General features: G+C 71.9%; 20 protein-coding genes and 1 tRNA gene. 11 read left to right on the forward strand and 10 right to left on the reverse strand.

The window, feature by feature from the left end; all coding sequences use genetic code 11:
• The first annotated feature begins 156 nt into the window (after positions 1-156).
• Positions 157-1,839, forward strand: a complete 1,683-nt coding sequence (pgi, locus tag GLX25_RS06660) for a glucose-6-phosphate isomerase (RefSeq protein WP_271192639.1) — start codon at positions 157-159, stop codon at positions 1,837-1,839.
• Between the two features lie 76 nt (positions 1,840-1,915).
• On the opposite strand, the gene GLX25_RS06665 is transcribed toward pgi, so the two are convergent.
• Complete coding sequence (locus GLX25_RS06665) at positions 1,916-2,167, reverse strand: hypothetical protein (RefSeq protein ID WP_155841537.1); 252 nt, start codon at positions 2,165-2,167, stop codon at positions 1,916-1,918.
• 157 nt (positions 2,168-2,324) lie between these two features.
• On the opposite strand from GLX25_RS06665, the gene GLX25_RS06670 reads away from it, so the two are divergent.
• Positions 2,325-2,663, forward strand: coding sequence for a DUF7882 family protein (locus tag GLX25_RS06670; RefSeq protein WP_166548546.1), 339 nt, complete (start codon positions 2,325-2,327; stop codon positions 2,661-2,663).
• The gene (locus GLX25_RS06675; protein ID WP_155841538.1) at positions 2,660-2,959 is read left to right on the forward strand and encodes a hypothetical protein; all 300 of its coding nucleotides are present in this window, start codon (positions 2,660-2,662) and stop codon (positions 2,957-2,959) included. The genes GLX25_RS06670 and GLX25_RS06675 overlap by 4 nt, the downstream gene beginning before the upstream one ends.
• 45 nt (positions 2,960-3,004) lie before the next feature.
• On the opposite strand, the gene GLX25_RS06680 is transcribed toward GLX25_RS06675, so the two are convergent.
• From GLX25_RS06680 to GLX25_RS06690, 3 genes are all read right to left on the reverse strand, one after another.
• Positions 3,005-3,361 carry a hypothetical protein gene (locus GLX25_RS06680; RefSeq protein ID WP_155841539.1) on the reverse strand — a complete coding sequence of 119 codons (357 nt, stop codon included), beginning with the start codon at positions 3,359-3,361 and terminating at the stop codon, positions 3,005-3,007.
• An 83-nt stretch (positions 3,362-3,444) separates the two neighbouring features.
• On the reverse strand, positions 3,445-3,714 hold the full coding sequence (locus GLX25_RS06685) for a hypothetical protein (RefSeq protein WP_155841540.1): 270 nt from the start codon (positions 3,712-3,714) through the stop codon (positions 3,445-3,447).
• Positions 3,711-3,887, reverse strand: coding sequence for a hypothetical protein (locus tag GLX25_RS06690; RefSeq protein WP_155841541.1), 177 nt, complete (start codon positions 3,885-3,887; stop codon positions 3,711-3,713). The genes GLX25_RS06685 and GLX25_RS06690 overlap by 4 nt, the downstream gene beginning before the upstream one ends.
• Before the next feature lie 191 nt (positions 3,888-4,078).
• On the opposite strand from GLX25_RS06690, the gene GLX25_RS06695 reads away from it, so the two are divergent.
• Positions 4,079-5,146, forward strand: a complete 1,068-nt coding sequence (locus tag GLX25_RS06695; RefSeq protein ID WP_155841542.1) for an ATP-dependent DNA ligase — start codon at positions 4,079-4,081, stop codon at positions 5,144-5,146.
• A 31-nt stretch (positions 5,147-5,177) separates the two neighbouring features.
• Here the strand turns inward: GLX25_RS06695 and GLX25_RS06700 are convergent, their stop codons facing one another.
• Entirely contained in the window at positions 5,178-5,681 is a 504-nt protein-coding gene (locus GLX25_RS06700; RefSeq protein WP_155841543.1) for an Lrp/AsnC family transcriptional regulator, read from the reverse strand.
• A gap of 132 nt (positions 5,682-5,813) precedes the next feature.
• Here GLX25_RS06700 and ald point away from each other — a divergent pair, with 132 nt between their 5' ends.
• Positions 5,814-6,914: an alanine dehydrogenase gene (gene ald, locus GLX25_RS06705; RefSeq protein ID WP_155841544.1), complete on the forward strand. Its 1,101-nt coding sequence runs from the start codon at positions 5,814-5,816 to the stop codon at positions 6,912-6,914.
• 88 nt (positions 6,915-7,002) lie between these two features.
• On the opposite strand, the gene GLX25_RS06710 is transcribed toward ald, so the two are convergent.
• Positions 7,003-7,299, reverse strand: coding sequence for a metal-sensitive transcriptional regulator (locus GLX25_RS06710; protein WP_155841545.1), 297 nt, complete (start codon positions 7,297-7,299; stop codon positions 7,003-7,005).
• The gene (locus GLX25_RS06715; protein WP_240898217.1) at positions 7,296-7,646 is read right to left on the reverse strand and encodes a rhodanese-like domain-containing protein; all 351 of its coding nucleotides are present in this window, start codon (positions 7,644-7,646) and stop codon (positions 7,296-7,298) included. Before GLX25_RS06715 ends, GLX25_RS06710 begins: the two co-directional genes overlap by 4 nt.
• A gap of 93 nt (positions 7,647-7,739) precedes the next feature.
• On the opposite strand from GLX25_RS06715, the gene GLX25_RS06720 reads away from it, so the two are divergent.
• On the forward strand, positions 7,740-11,501 hold the full coding sequence (locus GLX25_RS06720; RefSeq protein WP_155841546.1) for an AAA family ATPase: 3,762 nt from the start codon (positions 7,740-7,742) through the stop codon (positions 11,499-11,501).
• The gene (locus tag GLX25_RS06725) at positions 11,498-11,731 is read left to right on the forward strand and encodes a hypothetical protein (protein ID WP_155841547.1); all 234 of its coding nucleotides are present in this window, start codon (positions 11,498-11,500) and stop codon (positions 11,729-11,731) included. Before GLX25_RS06720 ends, GLX25_RS06725 begins: the two co-directional genes overlap by 4 nt.
• Positions 11,732-11,752: 21 nt before the next feature.
• Here GLX25_RS06725 and mscL read toward each other — a convergent pair whose 3' ends face one another.
• The 3 genes from mscL to GLX25_RS06740 are packed head-to-tail and all read right to left on the reverse strand — an operon-like array spanning position 11,753 to position 13,218.
• Positions 11,753-12,193: a large conductance mechanosensitive channel protein MscL gene (gene mscL / locus GLX25_RS06730; protein ID WP_166548547.1), complete on the reverse strand. Its 441-nt coding sequence runs from the start codon at positions 12,191-12,193 to the stop codon at positions 11,753-11,755.
• A gap of 48 nt (positions 12,194-12,241) precedes the next feature.
• A complete protein-coding gene (locus GLX25_RS06735) occupies positions 12,242-12,589 on the reverse strand; it encodes an FmdB family zinc ribbon protein (RefSeq protein WP_155841549.1) in 348 nt (115 codons plus the stop codon).
• A 50-nt stretch (positions 12,590-12,639) separates the two neighbouring features.
• Positions 12,640-13,218: a 5-formyltetrahydrofolate cyclo-ligase gene (locus GLX25_RS06740; protein WP_155841550.1), complete on the reverse strand. Its 579-nt coding sequence runs from the start codon at positions 13,216-13,218 to the stop codon at positions 12,640-12,642.
• Positions 13,219-13,280: 62 nt separating this feature from the next.
• Here GLX25_RS06740 and galU point away from each other — a divergent pair, with 62 nt between their 5' ends.
• The 4 genes from galU (at position 13,281) to GLX25_RS06760 (ending at position 16,141) form a co-directional block, all read left to right on the forward strand.
• The gene (gene galU / locus GLX25_RS06745) at positions 13,281-14,180 is read left to right on the forward strand and encodes a UTP--glucose-1-phosphate uridylyltransferase GalU (protein WP_155841551.1); all 900 of its coding nucleotides are present in this window, start codon (positions 13,281-13,283) and stop codon (positions 14,178-14,180) included.
• 7 nt (positions 14,181-14,187) lie between these two features.
• The gene (locus tag GLX25_RS06750) at positions 14,188-14,844 is read left to right on the forward strand and encodes a GNAT family N-acetyltransferase (RefSeq protein WP_166548548.1); all 657 of its coding nucleotides are present in this window, start codon (positions 14,188-14,190) and stop codon (positions 14,842-14,844) included.
• A 52-nt stretch (positions 14,845-14,896) separates the two neighbouring features.
• Entirely contained in the window at positions 14,897-16,015 is a 1,119-nt protein-coding gene (locus tag GLX25_RS06755) for a hypothetical protein (protein ID WP_155841552.1), read from the forward strand.
• 50 nt (positions 16,016-16,065) lie between these two features.
• Positions 16,066-16,141 (forward strand) — tRNA-Ala (locus tag GLX25_RS06760).
• Positions 16,142-16,198 lie beyond the last annotated feature (57 nt).

The following is a 16,198-nucleotide window of genomic DNA, read 5'->3' on the forward strand; positions in this document are numbered from 1 at the left end:
CCTATGTCACGAGACATGAGCGACGTATCACCTGTGACACATGTCGTGAACTCAGACACCTCCAGGGGCACCGTCGCGGATGCCGCATCCGCCCGCTCACGTCGCCGGGCGTCGCACGGGTTCACGTGCCGGATCTGGGGCGGTAGCGTGAGGCGGGTGAGCACCCCGATCGATCCCACCGCCACCGCAGCCTGGTCCGAGCTCGAGGCCCACCGCGAGTCCTTCTCGCCCGACCTCCGCGCCTGGTTCGCCGCCGATCCCGACCGCGTCGAACGGATGAGCCTGCCCCTCGCCGACCTGCACGTCGACCTGTCGAAGAACCTCGTCACCGATGAGGTCGTCGCCTCGCTCGTGCGCCTCGCCGAGGAGACCGGGGTCGCCGAGCGCTATGCCGCGATGCTCGCCGGCGAGCACATCAACACCACGGAGGACCGGGCGGTGCTGCACACGGCGCTCCGTCGCCCGAAGGGCGCCGAGCCGGCCCTCGTCGTCGACGGACAGGACGTCGACCACGATGTGCACGAGGTGCTCGACCGGGTCGCCGCGTTCGCCGACCGCGTTCGGTCCGGCGACTGGCTCGGCGTGACGGGCGAGCGGGTGACCGACGTCGTCAACATCGGCATCGGCGGCTCCGACCTCGGCCCGGTCATGGTCTCCGAGGCGCTGAAGCCCTACGCCGACGCCGGCATCCGCGCGCACTTCGTGTCGAACATCGACCCGACCGACCTCGCGCAGAAGACGGCCGACCTCGACCCCGGGACGACGCTGTTCATCGTTGCGTCGAAGACGTTCACCACGCTCGAGACGCTCACGAACGCGCGGCTCGCGCGCGACTGGCTGTGGGCCGGACTCGAGGCCTCCGGGGCGATCGACGGCGACGAGGCATCCCGCACCGACGCCGTCGCCCACCACTTCGTCGCCGTGTCGACGGCGCTCGACAAGGTGGCCGGGTTCGGCATCGACACCGAGAACGCGTTCGGGTTCTGGGACTGGGTCGGCGGCCGCTACTCGGTCGACTCGGCGATCGGCCTGTCGCTCGCGATCGAGCTCGGCCCGGAGGCGTTCCGCGACCTGCTCGCGGGGTTCCACGCGGTCGACGAGCACGTCCGCACGACGCCGCTCGAGCGGAACGTGCCCGTGCTGATGGGCCTCCTCAACGTCTGGTACTCGAACCTGCTCGGATCGCAGTCGCACGCCGTGCTGCCGTACGCGCAGCAGCTTCACCGCTTCCCGGCCTACCTGCAGCAGCTCACGATGGAGTCGAACGGCAAGTCGGTCCGCTGGGACGGCTCGCCCGTGACGACCACGACGGGCGAGGTGTTCTGGGGCGAGCCCGGCACGAACGGCCAGCACGCGTTCTACCAGCTGATCCACCAGGGCACGCGGCTGATCCCCGCCGACTTCATCGCCTTCGTGAACCCGGCCTACCCCCTCACCGACGACGGCCGCGACGTGCACGGGCTGTTCCTCGCGAACTTCCTGGCCCAGACGAAGGCGCTCGCGTTCGGCAAGACCGCCGAGGAGGTCGAGGCGGGGGGCACCACGGGGCCGCTGGTCGCCGCGCGCACGTTCGACGGGAACCGCCCGACGACGTCGATCTTCGCCCCGTCGCTCACCCCGTCGGTGCTGGGCCAGCTGATCGCGCTGTACGAGCACATCACGTTCACGCAGGGCGTGATCTGGGGCATCAATTCGTTCGACCAGTGGGGTGTCGAGCTCGGCAAGCAGCTCGCCCTGCAGATCGCCCCCGCGATCGAGGGCGACGAGGCGGCGCTGGCGGCGCAGGATGCCTCGACCCGGGCGCTGCTCGGGTACTACCGCACGCACCGATCGGGCTGATGCCGGCACGCGCCGTGCACCGCGTCGGCGCGGCATCCGCTGCCCTCTCGCGTGCCGCCGCCCGTCGACCGGGCCCTCAGTCGGGTCGTCGGAGCGTGCCCAGGTGCCGCGCGGTCTCGTTCACCGCCTCCGCGAAATCGCCGTAGCGTCGCGTGACTCCCGCTCGCGGCCGCATCCAGAGCATCTCGAATCCGTGCTCGACCTCGCGGATGTACCCCAGGATGCCTCGCGTCGCGTCACCCGACCTGCGGTCCGAGACCCGCCAGGTCGTCTGGCTGATCGGCTTCACGTCGAGTGCGTCGCTGATCGTCGTGCCGCGGTACGTCATCGTCGTCCTCCCTCGGCTCGGTTCCGGTCATGTTCATCGCTACCCGAACGCGAAGCGGTCCGACAGGCCCTTGACAAGCCCCTGTCCCCGATCGGCGCCGCCGGGCTACGCTGGTCGCACGTCCCGGAACGGTCCGGTCCGCCGCGCGGAGGTGGTTGTGGGGAAGTTGACGTACGACTCGACCCTCGGGGTCGACTTCGATGATCGCGTGCTCGCGCACCTGCAACTCGTGATCGGCGCGAAGCTCCGACGAGGCGAGTCGTTCTACTTCAGTTGGCGCGACGATCCGGCGATCGGCGATGGTCGCAGCACGCTCTGGATGCATCCGCGGATCCCGTTGGTGTTCAAGTACGCGGGCGGTCGCCAGCCGTCGATCAACCGCGCGTGGGTCGACGCGCTGATGGCGACGGCGAACTCGCCGGGCGGACTGGTCCTCGTCCCCGAACCCGAGACGAGGAACTCGATCGATCAGGCGAACGGGGGGCACGAGTCGTGAAGCGCGTGAACATCATGTACGGCGGCGCCCAGTACTCGGTCGGCGAGGCCGACGTGGAGGCGATCAAGGCGGCGATCGAGCAAGCGCACGAGCGCGGGCTCGCCGACTGGATCACCGTGAACTTCGGCGAGGGTCGCCCGCAGCCCGCGCAGCTGCTCGTCGGCCCAGGGATCCCCGTCAGCATCGTGCCGATCCCCGCCGACGACCCGATGCCCGGCGAAGAGGCCGAGAGCGAGTCGACGACACTCCCGGAGCCGGCCGAAGGGGGCGTCGACAAGGTCGACCTCGGCGACTGACGGCCGATCCCCGTCGCCCGGCGCGATCGCCCCGGCGCCCGTCGCTCAACGGATCGGGGGCCACTCCAGTTCGTCCGTGTCGCCGCCGTCGCCCGACGCGGGCTCCGGCGCCTCGACCAGGGGACGGATCGTGGCGAGCGCCGTCGTCGCGGCCCTCAGTCGCGACACGAGTTCCTCGTCGACCAGTTCCTCGAGGTCGGTCTCCACCGGTTCCGTCAGGAGCTGGCTGGCCGGCCCGATCAGCAGGTGCGCCCGGGCGGTCGAGCCGTCATGGCCTCGGATCGGGATGTCGATGGATGCCGCGGACCGGCGCGACGCGAGCGCCGCCGCGTAGTCGACGATCGCATCGGCGATCGCGCTCCCGGTGAGGAGCTCGCCGCCCGCGTAGTGGATCCGGTCCATACCTGCTGGTCTATCGGCACTGGAGCGGTCGGCTCAACGGCTTGCGTTCGCGACGCCGACGTGGTCTCATCCGGACACCGTCCTCAGGTCCAGTCGGCGGCGTGGGTCCACCCCGCCAGGTACGCGCGCTCGTTCTCGTCGAGCCGCACCCCCGAGCGCGGTACGGGCCGATCGTCCTGCTCGCACAGCTCCAGGATCCGCCGGACGACGGCCGCGCGCAGCGGTGCCGTGGGATGCTCGAGGATCTCGCGCTGCAACGGCCCCTCGAGCATCGGCCACCAGACCCCGATGGACGGGAGCGGGCGTGCCGCACGATCGGTGCCGTGGTCCGGTCGGTCGATCACGGAGCTCATTGCGCGCGCTCCTCGGTGATCCGTCCCTCGTCGTCCCGGACGGCGACGCGCTCGTCGGCGTCGGCGTCCTCCTGTGCGCGAGCGCGTCGCTCGACCTCGTCGACCGCGGCGTCCCCGACGCGGTCCTCCTCCGAGCGTTCGCCCGTCGGTCTGTGTCCCTCCGATTCGGACATGGTCACCCTCACCCCTCCGGTGGTCCGTGCGCCCCGAACGCGATCCCCGCCATCGAGGCTACGCCTCGCGGCCGGTCGGCGGCAGACCCTTGAACGGTCGTGGTGGTGGTGCTACCCGGACGGATGCCGCGACCCGATCGCGTCACGGGACGGCGCGTGCGCGTGTCGGCGGTGGGGAGCATGATGGGCGGATGGACCTGCCGGTGATGCCGCCCGTCAAGCCGATGCTCGCGAAGGCGGTGAAGGGCATCCCCGACGTCGGGCACGTCGAGCCGAAGTGGGACGGCTTCCGCACGATCGTGTTCCGCGACGGCGACGAGGTCGAGCTCGGCAGCCGGAACGAGCGTCCGATGACCCGCTACTTCCCCGAGCTCGTCGAGGCCTTGAAGCAGCACCTGCCCGCTCGGTGCGTGGTCGACGGCGAGATCGTGCTCGTGACCGAGGGGCGGCTCGACTTCGACGCGCTGCAGCAGCGCATCCACCCCGCGGCGAGCCGCGTGAAGCTCCTCGCGGAGCAGACGCCCGTCTCGTTCATCGCGTTCGACCTGCTGGCGCTCGACGACGACGACCTCACGGGCCGTCCGTTCGCCGAGCGGCGCGCGATGCTCGTCGACGCGCTCGCCGCGGCGTCCGACCCGGTCTTCGTGACGCCGGCGACCGGCGACCTCGCCGAGGCCGAGGACTGGTTCGCCCGGTTCGAGGGGGCCGGACTCGACGGCGTCGTGGCCAAGCCGCTCGACGGCACGTACCAGCCCGACAGGCGCACGATGTTCAAGGTCAAGCACGAGCGCACCGCCGACTGCGTGATCGCGGGCTATCGCTGGCACAAGACGGGCGGCATCGTCGGGTCGCTGCTCCTCGGGCTCTACGGCGACGACGGCCGCCTGCGCCACGTCGGCGTGGCGGCGTCGTTCCCGATGGCGAAGCGCCGCGAGCTCGTCGAGACGCTCGCGCCGTACGTCGAGGAGGACCTGTCGGAGCACCCCTGGGGTGAGTGGGCCGACCTGGAGGCGCATCGGAGCGGCCGGATGCCGGGCGCGGTCAGCCGCTGGAGCGCGGGCAAGGACCTGTCGTTCGTGCCGCTCCGCCCCGAGCTGGTGGTGGAGGTCGCCTACGACCACATGGAGGGCGACCGCTTCCGGCATACGGCCCAGTTCCGGCGCTGGCGCCCCGACCGCGAGCCCGAGAGCTGCACGTACGAGCAGCTCGAATCGCCCGACGGTCTCGACCTCGCCGAGATCCTGCCCGTGGCCCGCTGACGCGCGGGCGCGGCATCCGCCTCGGGACGACTCAGAGCACGGCCCGCAGGCCCGCCGACTCGGCGGTGTGGTGCTCGAAGACGAGGTTCGTCTCGGTGAGCGCGACGGCGGGGTTGGCCGAGAGGTTCTTCAGGACGAACTGGCGCACGTGCTCGCTGTCGCGAACGCGGACGTGGATCAGGAAGTCCTCGCTGCCGCCGAGGAAGAACAGCTGCGCCACCTCGGGCTCGCGGCGCAGCTCGTCGGAGATCTGCTCCATCAGGTGGCGGGCCCCGGGGCGGATGCGGACCGAGACCAGCGCCTGGAGGCTGAAGCCGAGTGCGGCGGGGTTGATCTCGGCCGTGTAGCGCGTGATGACGCCGCGCTCGCGCAGCGAGCGCACGCGTGCGAGGCACGTCGACGGGGAGACGCCGACCTCGCGGGCGAGGTCGACGTTCGGGATGCGGGCGTTCTCGTGCAGCAGCGCGATGATCTGCCGGTCGATGTCGTCGAGCACGACGCGGGCGGGTTCGCTGAACTTCGGCAGATCGGACATGGCGGTGCTCCTCGGCGAACATTCGAGACGGATGCCGTGAGTCTACCGAACATCATGCGGAACCACTTCACAAACGGCGAACATGAGGCGACCATGGAAGCACACATCCACACAGCATTCGGAGCGACAACCATGCACGTCGGCGTGCCTGCAGAGATCAAGAACAACGAATTCCGCGTCGCCATGACGCCGGCCGGAGCGCACGCGCTCTCGCTGCGCGGTCACCGGGTCGACATCCAGGCCGGGGCCGGCGAGGGCGCGGGCTACCACGACGCCGAGTACCGCGCGGCCGGCGCGAACATCGTCGCGACCGCCGAGGAGGCGTGGTCCGCCGAGCTCGTGCTGAAGGTCAAGGAGCCCATCGCGCAGGAGTACGGCTTCCTGCGCGAGGACCTCACGCTCTTCACCTACCTCCACCTCGCCGCCGACCTTCCGCTCACGCGTGCGATCCTGGACTCCGGCGTCACCGCCATCGCGTACGAGACCGTGCAGCTCGCCGACCGGTCACTGCCGCTGCTCACCCCGATGAGCGAGGTCGCCGGGCGTCTCGCGCCGCAGGTCGGCGCCATGTCGCTGCACGCCTCGATGGGCGGGCGCGGCGTCCTGCTCGGCGGGGTGCCCGGTACGGCCCCCGCCAAGGTCCTCGTCATCGGCGGCGGCGTCGCCGGCGAGCAGGCCGCGGCCACGGCGATGGGCCTCGGCGCGGACGTGACGGTCATGGACATCTCGCTGCCGAAGCTCCGCGAGATCGACGCCCGCTACGAGCACCGCATCAAGACGCTCGCCTCGTCGCCGTACGAGGTCGCCCGACAGATCCGCGAGGCGGACCTCGTGATCGGCGCGGTGCTCGTGCCCGGCGCGGCGGCCCCGAAGGTGATCACCGACGAGATGGTGTCGACCATGAAGCGCGGCGCCGTGCTCGTCGACATCGCGATCGACCAGGGCGGTTGCTTCGAGGGCTCGCGTGCCACCACCCACGCCGAGCCGACGTACTCGGTGCACGACGCGATCTACTACTGCGTCGCGAACATGCCCGGCGCAGTCCCCGCGACGTCGACGCCCGCGCTCACCAACGCGACGCTGCCCTACGCCCTGAAGATCGCCGACCTCGGCTGGGAGGCCGCGCTGGCCGCCGACCCCGCCCTGGCCAAGGGCCTGAACGCCACGGCCGGCAAGCTGACCAACGAGGGGGTCGCGAAGGCCCACGGCATGGAGCTGTCCTCCCTCGTCTGACGCCGGGGTGCCCGACCAGGTGCTCCGTGAGCACACGACGGCCGCCGTCCCGATCGCATCGGGCGGCGGCCGTCGTGGCATCCGCTCGTCAGGAGAGCGAGAGGAACAGCTTCTCGAGCTCGTCGAAGTCGAGGCGCTCGCCCGAGCCGTCGACCTTGCCGTCGGGGTCGGCGGCGCAGTCGCGCATCGCGGTCGAGATGACGGCGAAGCCCGCGCGGTCGAGCGCGCTCGACACGGCGGCGAGCTGGTTGACGACCGTGCGGCAGTCGGCGCCGGACTCGACGGCGTCGATCACGGCGTTGAGCTGCCCGCGGGCGCGCTTCAGGCGGTTCGCGATGCGACGCTGGGCGTCGGCGGTCGTCTCGGTGGCGACGTGGGTGGTCATGCGGTACCTCCGATGGTGAGGGGGAGCCCGGCGCGGTACCACTCGGTGATGCCGCCCGAGATGTTCACGGCGTCGACGCCCTGGGTCGAGAGGTACTCGGTCGCCTGCGCGCTGCGCCCGCCCGCGTGGCACATCACGTAGACGGTCCGGTCGCGGGGCACCTCGTCGAGCCGGTCGACGAGCGTGCCGAGCGGGATGTGATGGGCGTCGTCGACGCGGGCCTGCTCGAGCTCGTGGTCCTCGCGGACGTCGAGGATCCACGCGTCGGCCACGGCGTGCGCGTCGGTGGGGGAGATCGACTTCATGTGCTGCTGCTCCTCGTGCGATCGGGTGCCAGGGACAAGCATACCCCCATGGTATCAATACCCGGCGGGTATCGAAATGGCGCGCAGTGCGGCGATGCTCCGGGGGATCCGGCCGTGCCGCCGTATGGTGTCGATGTGCAACGGCTCGATCGGAACGACGGGGACGACTTCCCCGACGACGGGACCGAGACCCCTGCCGCCGAGCGTGCCGGGTCGACGGATCCGACACGCGACCCCGCGACCCCGCACGCGGTGACCGTCGGCGACCCCTCGGTCGTCGCGGGCAACATCGCCGAGCCGAGCTGGCGCCGCTGGCACGCCGAGCTGCGCGACCTCGGCGGCCGATCGCCGCTCGTCCACTTCGACGACGCGCCGCGTACGCGCATCGAGCTCTCCACCACCCATCCGGGCGGCCTGCCCCAGTTCATCACCGGCAAGTCCACGCTCCTCTCGAGCCTGATCCGCGACGAGCTCGCGCTCCGAAACGCGCGGCTCGCCGCGGCCGAGATCACGCAGAAGGGCGTCGAACTCCGATCCGTGCGCGGCATCGAGTCGGTCCACCTCGCGATCGGGCTCGCATCGTGGCAGTCGGCCGGCGAGGGCTTCCTCGCGCCCGTGCTCCTGCGTCCGCTCGCCATCCGCCGGTACGGCCGGGACTTCGAGCTGAAGCTCAAGGGCCAGCCCTTCCTCAACCCGGCGCTCGCGCGCGAACTGCACGAGCGGTTCCAGATCACGCTCGACGCCGACGCGTTCGTGGCGCTCGCGATCACCAACGGCGTGTTCAAGCCGCAGCCCGTGATCGATCGCCTCCGAGGGCTCACCTCCCACCTGCCGTACTTCCACGTCGCCCCGCGCCTCGTCGTCTCGTCGTTCGCCGAGGTCGGCCCGGCGATGGGGGCGGATGCCGCGCGGCTGGAGCATCCCGTCATCGACGCGATCGCCGGCAACCCGAACGCCCGCGCCGCGGTGTCGCGGCAGGCGGAGCCGCCGCGCATCGTCCCGCAGGACGAGCGGCCGCCCTCGACCGACCGTCTCCTGCTCGACGCCGACCCCGAGCAGGAGCAGGTGATCGCCCGCATCGAGCAGGGCGACTCGATCGTCGTGAAGACCCTCCCCGGCACCGGCGGCACGCAGACCATCGTGAACGCGATCGGCGCGCTCATCGCGAACGAGCGGCGCGTCCTCGTCGTGGGCGCGCGACGGGCGAGCCTCGACGGCATCGCGCACCGGCTCGGGCAGGTCGGCCTGGGCGGGCTCGCCGTGGGCACCGACCGCCTCCGGCGCGACCTCATCCAGTCGATCACGCGCAACGAGAAGGCCGAGCAGCCGCGCATCGCCGACATCGACGACGCGCTCGTGCGCCTCCGTCGCGTGCTGCTCGACTACCGGAACGCACTCACCCGGAACGACGGCGAGCTCGGCGTCTCGGTGCTCGACGCGCTCACGGCGCTCGCCGGGCTCGCGTCGATGCCCGTGCCGCCCGACACGACGGCGCGGCTCGAACGCGACTCCCTCGTCGCGCTGGCGGCCGGACGTGAAGCGGTCGCGGCCGACCTCGTCCGTGCGGCGACCCTCGGCGAGTTCCGCTACGGCCCGGGCGACTCGCCCTGGTACGGCGCCGACTTCGCGACCTCCGAGGAGGCGACCGCCGCCCACGAGCTCGCCAAGCGGCTGAGCACGACCGACGTGCCCCGACTGCTCGACCGCGGTCGCGCGCTCATCGCGCAGACGCGGCTGCGCCAGTTCGAGTCCGTCGCCGAGCTCGGCGTCTTCCTCCGGCTGCTCCACGACGTGCGCGACACGCTCGAGAAGTTCCTGCCCTCGGTGTACGACCGTCCGCTCGGCGAGCTCATCGCGGCGACCGCGCCCCGTCGGGAGACGGGGATGTCCGGCGCCAACCGGCGTCGGCTGAAGCGGCTCGCGCTCGAGTACGTTCGCCCCGGCGTGCATGTCGGCGACCTCAACGGCTCGCTCCGCGGCATCCAGCAGCAGCGCACGCTCTGGCACCGCTACTCGGAGGCCGGCGCCGTGCCGAGCGTGCCCGTCGGGCTCGACGACGTGCACGTCGCCTATCACACGGTCGCGGCCGACCTGCAGGAGCTCGACGCGCCGCTCGGGCTCGCCGGCACCCCCAAGCGGCTCGCCGCGAGGCCGCTGCGCGATCTCGAGGCGACGCTCGTCGGCCTGGCGGCGGAGTCGGAGGTGCTCCTCAACCTGCAGGAGCGGACGGCGCTGCTGCAGAAGCTGCGCGGCCTCGGCCTCGACCCGCTGCTCGTCGACCTCGCCAAGCGCCACGTGCCCGAGCAGCAGGTCGCCTCCGAGCTCGAGCTCGCCTGGTGGCAGTCGGTGTTCGAGACGATGCTCGCGGGCGACCCCGCCCTCCTCGGCGCGAACACGAGCGTGCTCGACCGGCTGGAGTCCGACTTCCGCCTCGTCGACGATGCGCACGCCTCCGCGGCCGGCCCGCTGCTCGCGTGGCGGCTCGCCGAGGCCTGGCGCGTCGCGCTCGTCGACCAGCCCGACGAGGCCGAGCGACTGCGGCGGATGCTCCGCGGCGACCGCGTGCGTCCGGATCGGCTGCACCGCGAGGCGCCCCACCTGTTCCGGATGCTCGCTCCCGTCTGGCTCGCCTCGCCGTACGAGGTGCCCGAGATCGACGACGCGATCCGCTTCGACACGGTGCTCCTCGTGGACGCCGGCGCGACCACGATCGCCGAGAACCTCGGCGCGATCCGGCGGGCGAGCCAGGTCGTCGCCTTCGGCGACCCCGTGACGCAGACGCCCACGCGATTCGAGGTGGCGATCCCGGCCGACGCCGACGCCGACGAGCGCCCCCGAGCCGAGCACGGCGTCGACGCGCTGCACGCCGATTCGGCGCTCGCGCGCCTGGCCGACCTCCTGCCGACCCTCACGCTCACCCGCAGCTACCGGGCGGGCGGCGAGGACCTCGCCGAACTCGTGAACCGCCGCTTCTACGGGGGCCGCATCGTGTCGATGCCGTGGGCGGGCAGCTTCCTCGGCCACGGCAGCCTCGGCCTCCACTACGTGCGGGGCAACGGGCTGCCCGACCCCGTCACCGGGACGGTGGAGAGCCTCGACGCCGAGGTCGCGAAGGTCGTCGAACTCGTCTTGGAGCACGCCGTCAAGCGGCCCCGCGAGTCGCTCATGGTCATCACCGCGAGCGCGCGGCACGCGGCACGCGTCCACCAGGCCGTGCTCGCCGCCTTCGCCAAGCGCAGCGACCTGTCCGACTTCATCCTGCGCGACCGGGCCGAGCCGTTCACGGTGCTCACCCTCGAGCAGGCCGTGGCCCAGAGTCGCGATCGGGTGGTGTTCTCGATCGGCTACGGCCGCACGCCGCACGGCCGGCTGCTGTCGAACTTCGGCGCGCTCGGCGAGCCGGGCGGCGAACGCCTGCTCGCGGTCGCCATGACGCGCGCACGTCGCTCGATGGACATCGTCTCGGCCTTCCGACCCGAGGACATCGACGCGGACCGCCAGCGCCACGGCGTCGTGGCGCTCGCGAGCGTGCTGTCGCACACCGAGGAGCAGCGGGACGCGGTGCGGGACCGCGGGCGCGGCGACCCCATGCTCGTCGACCTCGCGGCGCGACTCGAGCGTCGCGGCATCCGCGTGAGCGTCGGCCATCGCGACACGCTCTCGCTCGCCGCCTCGCACGCGGGGAAGGCGGTCGTGGTCGAGACCGACCAGGCGCTCGTCGGACAGAGCCTCCGCGAGTCGCTCCGGCTCCGACCCGACGTGCTCCGACGACTCGGATGGCACTACCTGCGCGTGCACAGCTTCGAACTGTTCGGCGACCCCGAGGCCGTCGCCGAGCGCGTCGCCTCGCTGCTCGGGAGGGGAGCGCCGGCGGTCGAGGAGGCCGAGAGCGCGTGACGGTCCCGGCCGAGCGCGACGCAGACGAGGAGCCGGATGCCGCGGCCCCGCGTCAGCGCGTCGAACGCGCGCGCGGCGCGCGCCGCGCGCGCCTGACCCCGGCGCCCGGCACGGATCCGGAGCCCGAGTCCGCGGTCCCGGGCGCCCACGACGAGCCCGAGGACGGGACGCCGCGAGCGACGGGACCCGACGACGAGCGGATCACGCGCGAGCGCCCTCCGCACTGGTGAGACCGTGAGGGCGCAGCGCGGCTACTCGGAGCGCTGCGAGTCGGACTGCCGCACGCGGTCGGCGGCGAGCAGGTCGCGGATCTCGGCGAGCACGGTGAGCTCGGTCTCGGGGTCCTCCGCCTTCGGCTCGCCGGCCTGACGACGGGCCTCCGCGCGCTCCTTCAGCACGTTCATCGGCATGACGAAGACGAAGTAGACGACGGCGGCGACGATGAGGAACGTGAGGATCGCGCCGAGCACGGCGCCGAACTTCACCTCCGCGACGCTGCCGTCCATCGTGTGGATCTCCCAGACGAACGCCGAGTCGAGGCTGTCCGCGCGGAAGAGCGCGCCGATCAACGGGTTGAACAGGTTGTTCACGATCGAGTTGACGACCGCCGTGAACGCGGCGCCGATGACGACCGCGACCGCGAGGTCGATGACGTTCCCCCGGAGGATGAACTCCTTGAATCCCTTGAGCACGCGGGCCCCCTTCGTTTCCGGTTCGGTGTTCGCGGACAGGAGGTCGACCTAGGCGGCGGTCGACGAGGAGCTCGTCGACCCGCTCGAGGACGAGCCGGACGACGTCGACGGCGACGACGAGCCGGACGAGGACGATCCCGCTCCGGACGACCCGTCGGAGCCGGACCCCGAGCCCGACGACGACTCGCCCGTCGAGCCCTTCGAGCCCTTCGCGCCCGACTCGCGGGAGTCGGTGCGGTAGAACCCAGACCCGTTGAAGGTCACACCGACCGAGCCGAAGAGCTTGCGCAGCCGGCCCGTGCAGGCCGGGCACTCCGTCAGCGTGTCGTCGGTGAAGGCCTGCTGGATGTCGAAGGCCTCGCCGCACTCGGTGCAGCGGTAGGAATAGGTGGGCATGGTGGTCTCTCGATGTCCGTCGGTGGAGTGTGGGGTGTACGCCCGCGGGGTCAGAACGCGACGATCCGCGTGGGGGTCACGACGCCGTTCACCGGCTGGTCGTGGACCTCCCGCGGCACCTCCTCGACGAACTCGCCGTCGAAGACGATGGCGTACACCGGGGGACATTTTCCCATCGAACCGAGGGTCTTGTCGAAATAGCCGCGTCCCCAGCCGAGGCGCATGCCCGTGGCATCCACCGCCGCCGCGGGGACGAGGATCAGGTCGACGTCGTTGATCGCCATCGGACCGAGCAGCTCGCCGACCGCCTCGGGCATGCCGTGCAGCCCGGTCACCTCGTCCTGCTCCTCGCCGACCGTCCAGTCGAGCAGGCCGTCCTCGCGCGTGATCGGGAAGAGGACGCGGATGCCGTTGGCCTCCGCCCAGTCCACGAACGGCCGGGTATCGGGTTCGGTGGGCATCGAGAGGTAGCACGAGATCGAGGTCGCCTCGCTCGACCCGACGAGCTCCTGCAGGCGGGACGTGAAGCCCTCGGTGGCCTGCTCGCGTTCGTGGGCGGGCATGTTCCGTCGGCGCTCGCGGAGCTCGGCGCGGAGGATCCGCTTGACCACGGTCGGATCGTCGGGCATGGCAGCCATCCTAGGACGATGCATCCGCCGGACGCCGATGCCGTACGGCTACGCTGATGCGCATGACTGAACGGATCACGAAGGCCGTCATCCCCGCTGCCGGCCTGGGAACGCGCTTCCTGCCCGCGACCAAGGCGATGCCGAAGGAGATGCTGCCGGTCGTCGACAAGCCCGCCATCCAGTACGTGGTCGAGGAAGCCGTCGGCGCCGGACTCACGGACGTGCTCATGATCACCGGGCGCAACAAGAACGCGCTCGAGAACCACTTCGACCGCGTCGCCGAGCTGGAGTACACGCTCGAGCAGAAGGGCGACACGGCCAAGCTGCAGAAGGTCAACGAGTCGACCGAGCTCGCGCAGATGCACTACGTCCGCCAGGGCGACCCCAAGGGTCTCGGCCACGCCGTGCTGCGCGCCGAGATGCACGTCGGCGACGAGCCGTTCGCCGTGCTGCTCGGCGACGACATCATCGACGAGCGCGACGTGCTGCTCACCCGCATGCTCGACGAGCAGGTCGCGCGCGACGCGACCATCGTCGCCCTGCTCGAGGTCGACCCCGACAGCATCCACCTCTACGGCGCCGCCGAGGTCGAGGAGACCGACGACCCCGACGTCGTGCGGATCACCGGCCTCGTCGAGAAGCCCGCCAAGGAGGTCGCCCCCTCGAACTATGCCGTCATCGGGCGCTACGTCCTGAAGCCCGGCGTGTTCGAGGTGCTGCACCGCACGGAGCCCGGGAAGGGCGGCGAGATCCAGCTCACCGATGCGCTCATGGAGATGGCGGGCGACGTCGAGGGCACGGGCGGCGTCTACGGCGTCGTGTTCCGGGGCCGCCGCTACGACACGGGCGACAAGCTCGACTACATCAAGGCCGTCGTCCAGCTCGCCGCCGATCGCGACGACCTCGGCGCCGACCTGCGGGCCTGGCTCGTCGAGTTCGCCGCCGGACTCGAACGAGGCTGACGTGCCGGTGGCATCCGTTCCGACCCTCGTCGACGGGTCGCTGACGCTCCGGCCCATCAGGGTGCGCGATGCGCGCCAGCTCGAACGGGTGCTGCTCGACAACCGGGGGTGGCTGCGCCGGTGGGAGGCGACGTACCCCGGCGGCGGGACCGTGATCGACGCGCGAGCGAGCATCCGCAACCTCAATGCGCACGCACGGGCCGGCACGGCGCTGCCGTTCGTGATCGAGTGGGAGGGCGAGCTGGTCGGACAGCTGAACGTCTCCTCGATCACGCACGGGTCGCTCGCGTCGGCGTCGATCGGGTACTGGGTCGCGAAGGAGGTCGCCGGTCGCGGCATCACCCCGACCGCGGTCGCGCTCGCGACCGACCACTGCTTCCGCACGCTGCGCCTGCACCGCATGGAGATCTGCATCCGCCCCGAGAATGGACCGTCGCTCCGCGTCGTCGAGAAGCTCGGCTTCCGGTACGAGGGGTTCCGTCGTCGCTTCATCCACATCGACGGCGACTGGCGAGACCACTTCGCTTTCGCGCTCGTCGCCGAGGAGGTGCCCGGAGGGGTGCTCCGGCGGTGGCGCGAGGGTCTGGCGCCGAGGGGCGCCGCCGCGATCCCGGAGGCGGATCGCGAGGCCGCGCGCACCCCCCTTCGGGTGGGGGATCGCTGACACGCCCCGCCGCGAGTGGGAGCGGCAGCACCCGGTGACCTAGCGTGGTGCCATGGATCCGATCGGCGGTGGCGTACTCGTGGCGGTCGCCGCGACGCTCTGGATCGCCTATCTGCTCCCGAGCTGGCTGCGCCGGCGCCAGTACCTCGCCACCGAGCGCAACGCGGTGCGCCTGCAGCAGACGCTTCGGATCCTCGCAGAGACGGCCGAGGCGCCCGAGGAGGTCCGCACCGGCGTGACGGCGCGCGAGGTCGCCGCGCAGGAGCGGATCCTCCACGAGCACGAGCTCGCCGCGCGCCTCGAGGCGCAGGCCGCTGAGAACCTCGCGATCGCCGAGCGAATCGCCGCGGAGGAGGCGGCCGCGGCCGCGGAGCGCGAGCTCGCGGCCCAGGCGCAGCGTGCGGCGGCCGCCGAGCGTGCGGCCGCGGCCCGGCGCGCGGCGGCCGAGCGCGCAGCCGAGGCGCAGCGCGCCGTCGAAGCGGATGCCGCGTCCTCGCGCGCGACGGACACCACCGCCGGGGCGACCTCCGCGTCGGACGCTGCCGTGGCCCGGCGCTCCCGTCGTCGCCGCCGCGCGATGTGCTCGCTGCTCCTGCTCGCCTCGATCGTGGCGCTCGTCGCGGGCCTCGTCATGCTCGCCCTCGGCGGCAGCGGCCTCGTCGCCCTCGGCGGTGCCGTCGGCATCGTCACCGCGATGACCGGCCTCTCGGTGCTCGCACGTCGTCGCCCCGTCCCCGCCGTCCCGGCACCGGTCGCGGTGCCGGTCGCCGAACCGTTCGAGCCCATCGACGTCGAGGAGGCCCCCGGCCCCGAGGAGCCCGGTTGGACGCCGCAGCCGCTGCCGAAGCCGCTGCATCTCTCGCGCGGCACGATCGCCGCGAGCGTCATGGCCTCGATCGCCGAGGCCGAGCAGCTGAAGCGGGCCGCGAACGACGCCGAGCTCGCCGAGCGCGCCGAGCGGATGGAGCCCCAGGTGCCCGTGCTCCGGCCGCCCGCGGCATCCGTCGACGAGGCACCGACGCGGGCGGCCGGCGACGCGGAGGCGCGGCGCGAGGCCGCTTCGGCGTCCGAGCCGGCGAATCCCTACGCGCGGATGGGCATCGTGGAGGGCGCTGGACCGGGTATGGGCGACCTCGACCAGGTGCTGCGCCGCCGCCGCACCGCGGTCTGATCGCATGGTCCGGACCACCCCTCACGGGATGGTAGAGTCGTTGACGGCTCGGGCCCATGGCGCAGTTGGTAGCGCGTCTCGTTCGCAATGAGAAGGTCGGGGGTTCGAATCCCCCTGGGTCCACCATGTGATGTCTCGCGACATATGTCTCATATGTCGCGAGACATCTGTCATTTCTGGGGC

The organism is Agromyces luteolus (genome assembly GCF_009729855.1).
Lineage (GTDB): Bacteria > Actinomycetota > Actinomycetes > Actinomycetales > Microbacteriaceae > Agromyces > Agromyces luteolus.

Excerpts from the sequence above, each read along its gene's own strand:
- GLX25_RS06665 (WP_155841537.1), bottom strand. The coding sequence starts at position 2,167 with ATGACGTACCGCGGCACGACGATCAGCGACGCACTCGACGTGAAGCCG.
- GLX25_RS06680 (WP_155841539.1), bottom strand. The coding sequence starts at position 3,361 with ATGGACCGGATCCACTACGCGGGCGGCGAGCTCCTCACCGGGAGCGCG.
- GLX25_RS06685 (WP_155841540.1), bottom strand. The coding sequence starts at position 3,714 with ATGAGCTCCGTGATCGACCGACCGGACCACGGCACCGATCGTGCGGCA.
- GLX25_RS06690 (WP_155841541.1), bottom strand. The coding sequence starts at position 3,887 with ATGTCCGAATCGGAGGGACACAGACCGACGGGCGAACGCTCGGAGGAG.
- GLX25_RS06695 (WP_155841542.1), top strand. The coding sequence starts at position 4,079 with ATGGACCTGCCGGTGATGCCGCCCGTCAAGCCGATGCTCGCGAAGGCG.
- GLX25_RS06700 (WP_155841543.1), bottom strand. The coding sequence starts at position 5,681 with ATGTCCGATCTGCCGAAGTTCAGCGAACCCGCCCGCGTCGTGCTCGAC.
- ald (WP_155841544.1), top strand. The coding sequence starts at position 5,814 with ATGCACGTCGGCGTGCCTGCAGAGATCAAGAACAACGAATTCCGCGTC.
- GLX25_RS06710 (WP_155841545.1), bottom strand. The coding sequence starts at position 7,299 with ATGACCACCCACGTCGCCACCGAGACGACCGCCGACGCCCAGCGTCGC.
- GLX25_RS06715 (WP_240898217.1), bottom strand. The coding sequence starts at position 7,646 with ATGCTTGTCCCTGGCACCCGATCGCACGAGGAGCAGCAGCACATGAAG.
- GLX25_RS06735 (WP_155841549.1), bottom strand. The coding sequence starts at position 12,589 with ATGCCCACCTATTCCTACCGCTGCACCGAGTGCGGCGAGGCCTTCGAC.
- GLX25_RS06740 (WP_155841550.1), bottom strand. The coding sequence starts at position 13,218 with ATGCCCGACGATCCGACCGTGGTCAAGCGGATCCTCCGCGCCGAGCTC.
- galU (WP_155841551.1), top strand. The coding sequence starts at position 13,281 with ATGACTGAACGGATCACGAAGGCCGTCATCCCCGCTGCCGGCCTGGGA.
- GLX25_RS06755 (WP_155841552.1), top strand. The coding sequence starts at position 14,897 with ATGGATCCGATCGGCGGTGGCGTACTCGTGGCGGTCGCCGCGACGCTC.